This is a genomic window from Demequina sp. (genome assembly GCF_047975725.1).
Taxonomy (GTDB): Bacteria; Actinomycetota; Actinomycetes; order Actinomycetales; family Demequinaceae; genus Demequina.
The window spans coordinates 43,054-55,567 of sequence record NZ_JBKEED010000031.1; the positions used below are offsets into that span (position 1 = coordinate 43,054).

10 protein-coding genes are annotated in these 12,514 nt (G+C 67.0%); 3 read left to right on the top strand and 7 right to left on the bottom strand.

Annotated features, from left to right (window positions below; all coding sequences use genetic code 11):
• Positions 1 to 72: 72 nt before the first annotated feature.
• The 4 genes from ACK5NO_RS11580 to ACK5NO_RS11595 form a co-directional block, all read right to left on the bottom strand.
• Complete coding sequence (locus tag ACK5NO_RS11580; RefSeq protein ID WP_416812833.1) at positions 73 to 1,017, bottom strand: HNH endonuclease; 945 nt, start codon at positions 1,015 to 1,017, stop codon at positions 73 to 75.
• 764 nt (positions 1,018 to 1,781) lie between these two features.
• A complete protein-coding gene (locus tag ACK5NO_RS11585) occupies positions 1,782 to 2,066 on the bottom strand; it encodes a hypothetical protein (protein ID WP_416812834.1) in 285 nt (94 codons plus the stop codon).
• A gap of 139 nt (positions 2,067 to 2,205) precedes the next feature.
• Entirely contained in the window at positions 2,206 to 3,570 is a 1,365-nt protein-coding gene (locus tag ACK5NO_RS11590) for an RNA polymerase sigma factor (protein WP_416812835.1), read from the bottom strand.
• A 131-nt stretch (positions 3,571 to 3,701) separates the two neighbouring features.
• On the bottom strand, positions 3,702 to 4,730 hold the full coding sequence (locus tag ACK5NO_RS11595; RefSeq protein ID WP_416812836.1) for a DUF4192 family protein: 1,029 nt from the start codon (positions 4,728 to 4,730) through the stop codon (positions 3,702 to 3,704).
• A gap of 123 nt (positions 4,731 to 4,853) precedes the next feature.
• Here ACK5NO_RS11595 and ACK5NO_RS11600 point away from each other — a divergent pair, with 123 nt between their 5' ends.
• Entirely contained in the window at positions 4,854 to 5,945 is a 1,092-nt protein-coding gene (locus tag ACK5NO_RS11600; protein WP_416812837.1) for a polyprenyl synthetase family protein, read from the top strand.
• 30 nt (positions 5,946 to 5,975) lie between these two features.
• Here the strand turns inward: ACK5NO_RS11600 and ACK5NO_RS11605 are convergent, their stop codons facing one another.
• Entirely contained in the window at positions 5,976 to 6,326 is a 351-nt protein-coding gene (locus tag ACK5NO_RS11605) for an Rv2175c family DNA-binding protein (RefSeq protein WP_416812838.1), read from the bottom strand.
• Between the two features lie 135 nt (positions 6,327 to 6,461).
• Here ACK5NO_RS11605 and ACK5NO_RS11610 point away from each other — a divergent pair, with 135 nt between their 5' ends.
• Together ACK5NO_RS11610 and pknB are read left to right on the top strand one after the other, a co-directional pair.
• Positions 6,462 to 7,805, top strand: coding sequence for a LysM peptidoglycan-binding domain-containing protein (locus tag ACK5NO_RS11610; protein ID WP_416812839.1), 1,344 nt, complete (start codon positions 6,462 to 6,464; stop codon positions 7,803 to 7,805).
• A 61-nt stretch (positions 7,806 to 7,866) separates the two neighbouring features.
• Positions 7,867 to 9,831 (top strand): Stk1 family PASTA domain-containing Ser/Thr kinase, encoded by a 1,965-nt coding sequence (gene pknB, locus ACK5NO_RS11615; protein ID WP_416812840.1) that lies wholly within the window; start codon positions 7,867 to 7,869, stop codon positions 9,829 to 9,831.
• An 82-nt stretch (positions 9,832 to 9,913) separates the two neighbouring features.
• Here pknB and ACK5NO_RS11620 read toward each other — a convergent pair whose 3' ends face one another.
• Together ACK5NO_RS11620 and ACK5NO_RS11625 are read right to left on the bottom strand one after the other, a co-directional pair.
• Positions 9,914 to 11,260 carry a class II 3-deoxy-7-phosphoheptulonate synthase gene (locus ACK5NO_RS11620; RefSeq protein ID WP_416812841.1) on the bottom strand — a complete coding sequence of 449 codons (1,347 nt, stop codon included), beginning with the start codon at positions 11,258 to 11,260 and terminating at the stop codon, positions 9,914 to 9,916.
• 4 nt (positions 11,261 to 11,264) lie between these two features.
• Positions 11,265 to 12,464 carry a pyrophosphate--fructose-6-phosphate 1-phosphotransferase gene (locus tag ACK5NO_RS11625; protein ID WP_416812842.1) on the bottom strand — a complete coding sequence of 400 codons (1,200 nt, stop codon included), beginning with the start codon at positions 12,462 to 12,464 and terminating at the stop codon, positions 11,265 to 11,267.
• Positions 12,465 to 12,514 lie beyond the last annotated feature (50 nt).

Consider the following 12,514-nt stretch of genomic DNA (forward strand, 5'->3'; position numbering starts at 1 on the left):
GAGGAATGGCGGGCCAGGTAGGCAAAGAGCCCGCCCACAGGTCACAGTGGACGGGCCCCTCCGGCACGCGGGTTACACGGGCGGGATCTCGCTCGCCTGCGAGACGATCTTCGCCCCCTTGGACCTATTGCAGCGCCAGCAAAGGGTCTGCAGGTTCTCAGGCGTACTTAGTCCGCCCTTGGACACAGGCAAGATGTGGTCGACTTCAAGGAGCAGGTGTGGCTCGGCAGCAACTGACACCCCACACTGCTTGCAGGCGTACCCGTCACGCTCCTTGATCTGAGTGCGAATACGGGTCGTCATGAGTGCGCGCTGCCCTGCGGCCGACTTGGCCCAGCGAATTCGTTCTACCAGCGTCGCCGATAGCGCTTCAAGGGTCGGCGTGTCCAGCGTCACGCTCGTCGTTTGGCCCGTGTTGCCGCCCGCAGAGGTGTATTGGAACTTGTATTCCTGGTAAGGGACCTTCACGGGAGAAAGGTGGACGCCCACCCTCTTCCAGTACTCGTCGGCGTAACGCTGGAGGATGAACTTGGGCGGGTTGATGCGCGCCGTGATCGCCTGCTCGCGCACGTGGACGTTGCCTACCGCTTCCTCGAGTCGAGCCACACTCTCGGAGACCCGTTGGAGGTCAGCAAGGGTCTCCTGGGTGGGCTTAATCGAGAAGTACTTCATCAGGTACTTGATCGGATCTGCGCTGGCATTGCGCACCACCTGGAGGGATGCGTTGTGCACGTGCGGCGCATACTCGGCGACGTTCCGGTCGCGGCGATTATTCCACGCAGACGTGTTCTCGAACCTCGCAAGATGCGCATACTGACCGGTCGACGAGGCACCCAACTCAAAGGAGCCCGCACCCCGAATCTCGGACACGTAGTTGACGACCTCGTTGTGCTCAGCGACGACAGACTTGATGTCATCACGAAGCGCCTGGAACTCGTCAGAGTCGAAGTAGCGGTCCTTCCGAACCTTCCAAATGATCGGGTTGGCGATCAGGACGAGCGCGATGGCGAAGAGCATGACGCCGCCGTTGCCAGTCGCGCCTCCCAAGATGAAGGGGAGGCCAATTACGGCAACCCAAAACAACGGACGTGGCATGAGTATCCCCCTCGGGCATTGTTGCGTCGTACCGGACAATAGCGCACTGCCGTATCGAGATTCCCCGGCAAAAGTCCCAGCCAGCCCACGTAGGAGGCAGTGCAGCCGAGAAACTGCGCGATGGGCATGTCGGCGCCGTCACGCGCCGTCTACTGGAGACGTCCCTCGCTGTTCCTGATCGTCGGCCCATCTCCACCGTCGATGTGGTCGTACCGCGGACCGACACGGACAGCGCCTGCCAGAAGTTGTGCCAGCCGCTCGTATGAGTCCGCCACAGCCACGAGGTCCACATCAGACCCGCCGGTCGCGAGCCCTCGGTGCGCAGCCGTGTGGCTCAGCAGGTGAGAATAAGGTCCCTTGGTGCCCGCAGCTCGGGCGCGACCCTGCAGAGGCGTGTGGAGCGCGCGGTACGTGAATACGCGCTGATGCTCCCCAACCACAGGTCGGCGAGGACGGCAGGTTTGTGGCCCACGCGGGCTCGCTTGCGGCGGTCGATCGCCTGGGCGGTCTCGGGCCGGAAGGGCGCGCGGCGGTCTGTGCTGACTTTGCCGCGCTCGACTACGGCCAGCGTTTCGTGAGGTCCACGTCATCCATCCTGAGGCTCGCCGAGTCCCCCGCGCGGGGCACCAGTGTCGAGTATAAACATCACGATTGCGCCATCGCGGCAGTCTCGGAAGTCGCGCCCTTCAAGCTCTGAGCAGCGCTTCGATCTGCGCGGGTGCAAGTGGGTGGATGATCTTGTTGTCGAGCTTGGGCCGCTTGAGCCAGGCAGGCGGGTCGGTATCGACTTCGCCCTCATCGGGAAGCCAGGTTGAGACGCGTCGTGGCCCGAGTCGACGTTCGCGTGCGGTCGTGGACTGCCGCGCGAACACGAGTACGTTCGTCAGGTAGCCACTGACGTTGGCGGGAGAGAGATCGGTGTCGATCCCCTGTTCGGCGCACCGGCCGAGGACACCGGGAAGGCCCTGCACGTATGACCTGAATGTCTAGGGGGACTTGCACACTGCGCAGACTCCTCGCTGACGCCCGCGCGCAGGAGGCCGGCCGGCCGACCGTGAAGCACGACGGCCGCCCCACGGGAACGTGGAGCGGCCGTCGGGTCAAGCGTGATTAGTCGAGGTAGTCGCGCAACACCTGCGAGCGCGACGGGTGACGCAGCTTCGACATCGTCTTGGACTCAATCTGGCGGATGCGCTCTCGGGTCACCCCGAACACGCGGCCGATCTCGTCGAGGGTCTTGGGCTGGCCATCCGTGAGACCAAAGCGCATGCCGACCACACCGGCCTCGCGCTCGCTCAGGGTGTCCATCACCTTGGTGAGCTCCTCCTGCAGAAGGGTGAAGCCCACGGCGTCGGCGGGGACCACGGCCTCGGAGTCCTCAATGAGGTCACCGAACTCGCTGTCGCCGTCCTCGCCAAGAGGAGTGTGCAGCGAGATGGGCTCGCGGCCGTACTTCTGGACCTCGACCACCTTCTCGGGGGTCATGTCCAGCTCGTTGGCGAGCTCCTCGGGGGTGGGCTCGCGGCCCAAGTCCTGGAGCATCTGGCGCTGGACGCGGGCCAGCTTGTTGATGACCTCGACCATGTGCACGGGGATACGGATGGTGCGTGCCTGGTCGGCCATGGCGCGGGTGATGGCCTGGCGGATCCACCACGTCGCGTACGTCGAGAACTTGTAGCCCTTGGTGTAGTCGAACTTCTCGACCGCACGGATCAGACCGAGGTTGCCCTCCTGGATCAGGTCCAGGAACAGCATGCCGCGGCCGGTGTAGCGCTTGGCGAGCGAGACGACGAGTCGCAGGTTCGCCTCGAGCAGGTGGTTCTTGGCGTGACGGCCGTCGTTGGCGATCCACTGGAGCTCGCGGCGCATCTCGGGCTTGATCTTCTCGCCGCTGCCGAGCTTCTCCTCTGCAAAGAGGCCCGCCTCAATGCGCTTGGCGAGGTCCACCTCCTGCTCGGCGTTCAGCAGCGCGACCTTACCGATTTGCTTGAGGTAGTCCTTGACGGGGTCGGCGGTCGCGCCGGCCGTCATGACCTGCTGGACGGGGGCGTCATCGTCGGTGGTCCTGAGCACGAAGCCGGACTTGTCGTCCTCCTCCGTCTCCTCCTCGGCGGCCTCACCGTCGGTGGTGGCCGTCTCGGGCTCGGGTGTCGATGCGGCGGCCTTGGAAGCGCCACGCTTGGCCGGGGTCTTCGCGACCTTGGGCTCTTCGACGACCTCGACCTCCTGTGCCTCCTCTGCGGCCTTGGACGCGGCAGGCTTCTTGGCGGCGGCCGTCCGCTTGGGTGCGCTCTTGTTGGACTTGGACGCGGCTGCGGTAGTCGTGGCCTTCTCCTTCGGCTCGGCCGTCGAGTCGACGGGCGTAAGTGTCGTGGGACGAGAGGCGGCGCGCGGGCGCGCCTTACTCGGCCGTGGTGTGGATTCGTGCGCGTTGCTTGTCGCGCCAGTGTGGCGCTCAGGTGTACTGGGAAGCACGGGTTACCTCTCAGCTGACGTCGGGAGCCGGGAGGCTCCTTGTGCCTCGCGCAAATCCATTCAAGTATAACGACGAACTGCACGTCAGTGTTCCGCGCCTCGCGTACCAGCGAAAGTGCGAGCGCCCGCCGTCACGGGCGCATCCAGCCGGGGAGGACTCCCACCTCGCACATGCTGGCTATGAGCCGGGCGAGCGAGTACTGATCATCGCACGTCAAGGCGGTCGTGCACACGGCCGCGGCGCGTTCCTCGTCGCCACCCCACCAGTGGACGAGGGCCTCCAACGCGTGCAGAGCGGCGCAGTCGCGCTTGCGCGCGTGCGAGGCCACCCTTGCCGCCCACTGCGCCATGTGCTCGAGCGCGTCCCACGCCGGCGGTGCGGTGGTGTCCACTCCCCCTCGCAGTGCACCTGACATCACGTTCTCCACTTGCGCCGTTGACCGCCCTTCGAGCACGTCTCGCACCACCTGGCGTGGCGCGCCCAGCCAGGTCACGATCAGCGCATCACGCACCCGGATGTCCCTGAGCGCGACGGCGGCCTTGCCCATGTCGAGCGCCGAGTCGCTCTTGCGCGACCGGATCAACAGCGCCAGCGACTGATGCCGCCAGGCCTCGAGCCCCCGTTCTCGCCGCTGCCACCAGCGGTCGCCCGCGCGGCTTGCCGCTCGTCGCTGTGCAGCCTCGACCTTCGCGCACACGCCCACCGCTCCCCGTCGGACCCGCACTCCCTCCAGTGCCTCGGCGCTGAACCCCGTGGGCAGTGCCGTCCCGCCTGGAGGGCAACACCGCGCGTCGGCACACCCGGGCGACCAGTAGCGACGCCCGTCGCATGCCCAGACGTGGGGCACGATCCCCCTTGCATCAAGGGCGCCAGCCAGCACATCGGCCGCGTCACAGCCCAGCGCGACGTCTGCCGTCGTGTAGCTGACCACGACCGCGTGTGCGCCGCGCACGGCCGTTGCGTGCGCCGCAAGGGCCTGGGCGGGGCCACCGTCCAGGTCGGCCATGAGGAGCACGGCTCGGTCCAAGCTCAGCACCGTCGCAAGGCATCCGTCTGCCCCCAAGACCGCGACCACCACCTCCTCATGCGGCACGCGGCCCATGATCGCGGGCAGTGCAGAGATCAGTTCACCAGGGCTGCGCATCACGTGAGTCGTCATAGCGCCGATGCTCGAGCACCTTGGCACCTCCTGCCACCGCGGTGCGTGGACATCGGGGATGGCCCGCCGTGTCGCGGCCCTGGGGATGCGCTCACCTCGGAGCGCTGCGCCTAGGGTGGTGGCGTGACCGATCCTCTGGCCGCTTGGCGCACCTCCGTCGATTCCCGCATCTCACGCACCTTGGAAAGCACGATCGCTGCTACGTCCGAGGCCGGCGCCGAGGTAAGCGAGATCACCGAGCCCATGCTCGACGCTGCTGCCGGCGGCAAGCGCCTGCGCGCTCTCCTCTTGCTGGCTTCGCACGCGGCGCACGCGCCCGAGACGGCAGAGGGACCCGGTCACGAGGCCGCCATCGATGTCGCCGCCGCACTTGAACTGTTCCAAACCGCAGCACTGCTTCACGACGATGTGCTGGACGACTCCGATACCCGACGGGGTAAGCCCGCCGCCCACCGCCGTATTGCTCGCGTGCATGGCGAACGCGGCTGGCTCGGTTCTGCCCTGAGCTTCGGAGCCGCAGGCGGCATCCTCGCGGGTGATCTCACCCTGATGGCGTGTCAACGTGCCCTGGTGCGGGCTACCGCCGTGCTGGGGACCACTCGCGCCAGCACGGTCGCCGAAATGTTCGTCGACATGTCCGACCTCGTCACCGCAGGCCAGTACATGGACATGCGCGCAGCCGCGCAGCCCATCGACGCCCTCGACCGCCAGCACGACCAGATCATCGGTGTCATGCGCTCCAAGACGGCGTCGTACACGTGCGAGTTCCCCTTGGCACTCGGCGCAGCGATCGCTGGCGCTGACGGCGCGCAAGTGGCGACCATGCGCGAGGTCGGACTCGACCTTGGCATCGCCTTCCAGTTGCGGGACGACCTCCTGGGCCTGCACGGCGCTCCAGAGGTCACCGGCAAGCCCACCGGCGATGACATCCGCGAAGGCAAGCGCACTCTTGTGCTGTGGCGCGCGTGGACTCAGACCGACGAGATCGGCAAGGAAGCCATCCGGGACACCTTGGGCGTTCGGGACGCCTCCACCGACCAGGTGTCGCGGGTCCTCGAGGTCATCGCCGCAACGGACGCCGAGCAGTGGTGCGAGGCACACATCGACCTGCGCGCCACGCGCGCTCGGGCGACCTTGGACGGCGCGTCACTGCACCCCGAGGGCGCCGCTGTGATTGACGAGCTGATCGGCCACTCCGTCACGCGCTCCCACTAACGCGGGCGGGCCACGCCCGGGGAGAACGACTTAGAACAGCGTCTGCGCCGCACGGCGCACGGGCGCCCGCTTTCCGCTGCGCAACGCGGCCAGCGGGCTCTCGCCCAGTTCCTCGTGGACGCTTGAGAGCCACTCGATGGCCTCGTCGTCACCTAGCCCGGCGTCAGACAGCACCGTCAGCGTTCCCACCAAGGTGGGGAGCAGACGCGGACCGTCCTCGTCTTCGACGATGAACTCCCCAGGAATCTGCCACGTGTTCGACGGTCCACGTCGCACGGCGATGACCTGGCCCGTCCGGATCAACTCGCGCACGTCCGAAGCCTCGACGCCCAGCGCGTCGGCAAAGTCCGGGACGGTCAACCACTGCATCTCTTCGCTCACCCCCCAAGAGTACAAACCCCGCGCCCGCCTCCTTTCCCCGAGCCGGTGCCCTTGCACTTGTCATCCGCCCGGGGTTACAGTCACATCTGTCACATTTGTCACATGAGACACTTCCGTCTCAGCGAGGAGGCCGCCATGCGAGCTCGACCTGCCCCCCAGCGCGCGCTGCGCACCGCCGCGATCACCGCATCGGCCGCCTTGGCCTTCACGGCCTTCGCGGGCCTGCCTGCGTCCGCCGACGAGCGTCACCAGGTCAAGCCAGGCGAGACGGTCAGCGGCCTCGCAGTCCGTTACGACACCTCCGTGTCCTCGATCGTCAAGGCCAATGGGCTGAACTCGCGCGCACTCATCGTGATTGGTCAGACCCTCACCATTCCGTCGTCGTCCTCGTCGCAGGCAGCCTCGTCCTCGTCCGGTACCCACACGGTTGTCGAAGGCGACACCGTGTGGGATCTCGCCCGCAAGTACGGCACCACCGTGTCCACCATCGTGTCGACCAACAAGTTGGGCGCGAACGCCACCATCCGCACCGGTCAGCGCCTCTCCATCCCCGGCGCCACCAACGGCGCGAAGGCCACTGCCACGTCGAACACCGTTGGATCGAGTAGTGCCACGCACACCGTCGCCGCGGGCGACACTGTCTGGGACCTCGCGCGCAAGTACGGAGTGTCCGTGTCCTCCATCACGTCCGCGAACTCCCTCGGGTCGAAGGCGATCATCCGCGAAGGCCAACGCCTGAGCATTCCCGGTGCGAGCGGCTCGGGCACCACCTCGGCGTCCTCCGGCGGCGGACTGTCCCTCGCGACCGACGACAACCTGCAGGAGTTCGGCGGCACCACCCAGACGTACACAGTCAAGGGTGGCGACACGCTCGCTGCCATCGCCAACCGGTTCGGCGTGACCACCTCGAGCATCGTGTCGGCCAATGGCATCAAGAACGCCTCGCTCATTCGCATTGGCCAGAGCCTGACCATTCCCGGCGGTGTGCCGACGGGCCTGGTAGGCGACACTTTCGCGGGCCGCACCTATTCCGATGCCGTGGTGGGCGCCGCCAACCAGAACAAGGCCACCTTGAACGCCATGGACGTTCCCACGCGTGCGCAGATCCAGTCGATGATCGTCGCCAAGGCCAAGGAGCTGGGGGTCGACCCCGCGCTCGCACAGGCCATCGCCTACCAGGAGTCGGGCTTCAACATGCGAGCCGTCTCCCCCGCCAACGCCATTGGCGCCATGCAGGTGATCCCCTCAACCGGCGAGTGGGTCTCCGACCTTGCCGGACGAGAGCTCAACCTGCTGGTGCCTGAGGACAACATCACCGCCGGCGTGACGCTGCTGCGCCACCTCACCCGCGGTGGGCGCGACCTCGAGACGGCGATTGCCGGGTACTACCAGGGCGAAGCGGGCGTGGCCAAGTACGGCATGCACGCCGACACCCGTCAGTACGTCGCATCCGTGCTGGCACTCATGAACCGCTTCTAGTACGACGGCGCACCCGACAGCCTCGTCCAACCCCACGTGCAAGCCGCATAGAATGCTCACTGTGTCCGAGACGATGACCGACCCGTTGATCGGCCGTCTGATCGACGGCCGTTATGAGGTGCGCGAACGCGTCGCCGCAGGCGGCATGGCGACGGTGTACGTGGCCCACGATCAGCGGCTCGAGCGGGACGTGGCGCTCAAGGTCATGCACCCCCACCTCGCCGCCGATGCGACCGAGGCCGACTTTGTCGCGCGCTTCCAGCGCGAAGCCAAGGCCGCCGCACGCCTCACTCACCCGGGAATGGTGCGCGTCTACGACCAGGGCATCGATGGGCACCTGTCCTACCTGACCATGGAGTACGTCGAGGGCGAGAACCTGCGACAGCGCCTCAAGCGCGAGCACACGCTCACCGTCGGCCAGGCCATGGCGATCACGGAGTCTGTGCTCGACACGCTCGCCGCCGCCCACCGCACCGGTCTGGTGCACCGCGACGTCAAGCCAGAGAACGTGCTGCTCGACGACGAGGACCAGCCCAGGCTCGCCGACTTTGGCCTCGCGAGAGCCGTCACCGAAGTCACGTCCACGTCGACGGGGATGCTCATGGGCACCGTCGCATATCTGGCCCCCGAATTGGTGGTGGATGGCGACGCCGACGCTCGCGCAGATGTGTACGCCTGCGGCGTGTTGCTGTACGAGATGATCACGGGCCGTCAGCCCTTCACCGCCGAGACGGCGCTGGGCGTTGCGGCGCGGCACGTGCACGAGGACATCCCCCCGGCATCGGCCCTTGTGCCGTGGTTGCCCCACGAAATCGACGACCTGATCTCGTCCCTTGCCGCTCGCAATGCGGGCGGCCGGCCAGTCGATGCGGGCAGCGCCCTTGCCATGGTGCGCGACACTCACTCGGTGCTCGACGACCCCACGCTTGCACGGCGCGCCGCACCACCGACAGGCGCGACACCCATCGCGCACGACGAGGGCGCCACCACCGTCTTGGACGATGCCCCCTCGGGCTCGACGGTCGCGTTGCCCATCGGTTTGGGCGGAACTGCCACCGCCGTCGACGTCCTCGATGCCGAGTTGCTTGACGACGACCCCGACGCTGTGGAACCCGTCCAGACCAAGACCCGCGTGGGCTGGTGGCTCGGCGCCATCCTTGCCACCTTGTTGGTGCTCGGCGGCCTGGGGCTGTGGTGGTACCACTCCGTGGGCCCCGGCGCTTTCACGACCGTCCCCGACGTGCGCGGCGAGCCCGCGGCCGACGCGGAGGCCGCACTCACGGCCTTGCAGTTCGAGGTCGCCAAGGAGACGGCCTACGACGACACCATCGCCCAAGGGCTGGTCATCGACACCGACCCTGGTGCGCAGACCCGTGCTCCTGACGGCTCCGAGGTGACGATCGTCGTCTCGCTGGGCGCACGCCAGGAGACGATCCCCGAGGTGGTCGGTGGCACGGAACAGGATGCGATCAGCGCGCTAGGAGACATCGGCTTCCCGCTTGGCGACACTGTGCTCACCTACTCCGACACCGTGCCCAAGGGTGAGGTCATGTCGGTGACCCCCGCCGAGGGCAAGACGGTCCGCCACGACTCCACTGTGACGCTCGAGGTCTCCAACGGCCCCGCCCCGATCGAGGTCCAGGACGTCGTTGGCATGACCGAGGCCGACGCCATCGCGGCCCTCGGCGACGATGCCATGGACGTCTCCGTCAAGTACGAGCGCACCAACGAGCAGCCGAAGGGCACGGTGTTCCGCCAGGACCCGGGCGCGGGCGCCGAAGGCACGCGTACCCAGGCGATCACCATCTGGGTCTCAGAGGGTCCGCCACTCGTCGCCCTCAACGACTACACCTACAACACGGTCGAGCGCGCGCAGCAGGAACTTGCGGACCTCGGGCTCGAGGTCGAGCTCGAAGCCGCCAACGCCTGGCCCTGGACCACACCCGACTTCGTCGTCGGCCAGCGCCCCGACCCCGGCACGGAGGTCGAGGTTGGCTCGACCGTCACGCTGATCTACGACAGCTGAGTCGCTCAGCCCCCACAGACAAAGCTGAAGGGCCGATGCGCGGGTGACCCGCGCATCGGCCCTTCAGTGTTGCTGTGGTCGCCTAGCGAGCGCTCAGCAGCTCAGAGACGAGGAACGCCAACTCGAGCGACTGCTGGTGGTTCAGGCGCGGGTCGACCTTGGTCTCGTAACGCAGCGCGAGCGACTGGTCGTCGATCTCCTCGGTGCCACCCATGACCTCGGTGACGTCGTCGCCGGTGAGCTCCACGAGCAGGCCACCGGGGACGGTGCCCAGTGCGCGGTGCACCTCGAAGAAGCCCGTGACCTCATCGAGGATGGTGTCGAACTTGCGGGTCTTGTAGCCCGACTCCGAGGTGAAGGTGTTGCCGTGCATCGGGTCGGACAGCCACGTGACCACGACACCGGCATCACGCACGGCCTCAACGAGCGGAGGCAGGTTGTCACGCACCTTGTCCGCACCCTGGCGCACCACGAGCGTGAGGCGACCAGGGATGTTGTCGGGGTTGAGGCGCTCGGCCAACTCGATAGCCTCGTGGGCCTGGGCCGTCGGACCCAGCTTGACGCCAATCGGGTTGTGGATCTTCGACATGAACTCGACATGCGCACCGTCCAGCTGGCGCGTGCGCTCGCCGATCCACACAAAGTGGGCGCTCGTGTCGTACGCCATCCCCGAGCGCGAGTCGATGCGCGTCAGCGCCCGCTCGTAATCGAGCAGCAGCGCCTCGTGGCTCGCAAACAGGTCGACGGTCTTGAGGGCATCGAAGTCGCCGCCTGCTGCGCCCATGAAGCGCACCGCGCGATCGATCTCGGTGGCCATCTGCTCGTAACGCCGGTACGCGGGGTTGGCCGCGAAGCCCTTGTTCCACGAGTGCACGCTGCGCAGGTCCGCGAACCCACCGTGCGTGAAGGCCCGGATGAGATTCAGGGTCGACGCCGACACGTGATACGCGTCGAGCATGCGCTGCGGGTTGGGAATGCGCGCCTCTTCGGTGAAGGCTGCGGAGTTGATGATGTCGCCACGGTAGGCGGGCAGCGTCACGCCGTCGCGGGTCTCGGTGTCCGAGGACCGCGGCTTCGCGTACTGGCCTGCCATGCGGCCGATCTTCACCACGGGCGTCGAAGCGCCGTAGGTGAGGATCACCGACATCTGCAGAATCGTCTTGATCTTGTTGCGGATCCGGTCGGCCGTAGCCTCCTCGAACATCTCCGCGCAGTCGCCGCCCTGAAGGACGAAAGCCTCTCCCCGTCCCGCCGCTGCGAGGTGCTCTCGCAGAACGTCCGCCTCTCCCGCGAACACCAGCGGTGGCACCGCGGCAAGCCTGGCCGTCACCGACGCGAGTGCGTCGGCATCGGGCCAGGCCGGCTGCTGCAGTGCCGTGAAGGAGCGGTACGAGTCGACGCCTGCCGCCTGTAGCGCTTCCTCACTCATAGGCTCAGACCTGACCGATCTCGCTGAGGGTACGGGTGTACCACTCGGTGGTGACGTCGAAGGGCTTGTGGCCAGCGATGCGGGGGAACTCGATGGCCTTGAGACGGCCGCCGTCCTCCTCGTCGTGGCCGATCACACCGGCCTCGCCGCGCAGGGCGCACTCCACCGCGTAGTCGGTCATCGACTTGATCAGGCGCAGGTCCTCGGCGTTGGCCTTGGCCGCACGCGAGAAGTAGCCCGACTTCTGGACCATGACCTTCTCGGCGCCAAGGCGCTCAGCGAACTGCTTGGCGAACCACTGGCCGGGGTTGATGGTGTCGAGTTTGACGTGGCCGAACGGGTCGCGCTCGACCTCGCCGCCAGCCTCCTCGATCTCCGCGATGATCTCGGGCACACCGGCGCCCTCGGACAGGAAGATGTTGACGTTGCCGACCTCGTCCATGACGGCCTTGAGGCGCTCAGCCTCGGCGTCAAGGTCGAGCTTCTGCTCGGGAACGTACAGGGCGTGGATGTCCCAACGCTCCTTGGACAGGCCGATCTCGGGCAGCCATTCCTGGGTCTCGAGCCACTCGCGGTACTTCATGCCGGCGGCGGCGGTCAGCCAGCCACAGGCACGGCCCATGACCTCGTGGATGATCAGCATGCGCGGGCCGGAGCGGTGCTCGCCGATGACGTTCTGCGCGAACACGGAGGCCTGCTCAGCGGCCGACCAGGCACCCAGCGACTGCTTGATGGGCACCACGTCGTTGTCGATCGTCTTGGGCAGACCCACGACGGTGAGCTCGTAGCCGTTGTCGTGCAGGTAGGCGGCGAGGTCGGCGGCGGTCGTGTTGGTGTCGTCGCCACCGATGGTGTGGAGCACGTCCACGCCGTCTGCCTTGAGCTGCTCAGCGGCCACCTTCAGCGGGTCTTCACCCTCGGCCACGAGACCGCGCTTGAAGCAGTCGTCGTAGTTGGTGAGCTTGACGCGCGAGTTACCGATGGGCGAGCCACCGAAGTCGTGCAGGATCGCGGCCTTCTCACGGACCACATCGGTCACCGTGACGTACTTGCCCTGCAGCAGGCCCCAGTAACCGTGCTGGTAGGCGATGATCTCAACCTCCGGCGCGATCTCGGTGTAGCGACCGATCAGGCCGCCCACAGCAGAGGACAGGCACGGGGCAAAACCGCCCGCAGTGAGCAGGGCGACGCGGCGAACCGACATGGTGAACCTTTCATGGTGGTGGTGTGACCCGCCCATCATAGGGCGCGGTC

Bases quoted from the DNA above. Each gene is read 5' to 3' on its own strand.
- ACK5NO_RS11595 (WP_416812836.1), bottom strand. From the start codon at position 4,730: ATGACGACTCACGTGATGCGCAGCCCTGGTGAACTGATCTCTGCACTG.
- ACK5NO_RS11620 (WP_416812841.1), bottom strand. From the start codon at position 11,260: ATGAGTGAGGAAGCGCTACAGGCGGCAGGCGTCGACTCGTACCGCTCC.
- ACK5NO_RS11580 (WP_416812833.1), bottom strand. From the start codon at position 1,017: ATGCTCTTCGCCATCGCGCTCGTCCTGATCGCCAACCCGATCATTTGG.
- ACK5NO_RS11610 (WP_416812839.1), top strand. From the start codon at position 6,462: ATGCGAGCTCGACCTGCCCCCCAGCGCGCGCTGCGCACCGCCGCGATC.
- ACK5NO_RS11625 (WP_416812842.1), bottom strand. From the start codon at position 12,464: ATGTCGGTTCGCCGCGTCGCCCTGCTCACTGCGGGCGGTTTTGCCCCG.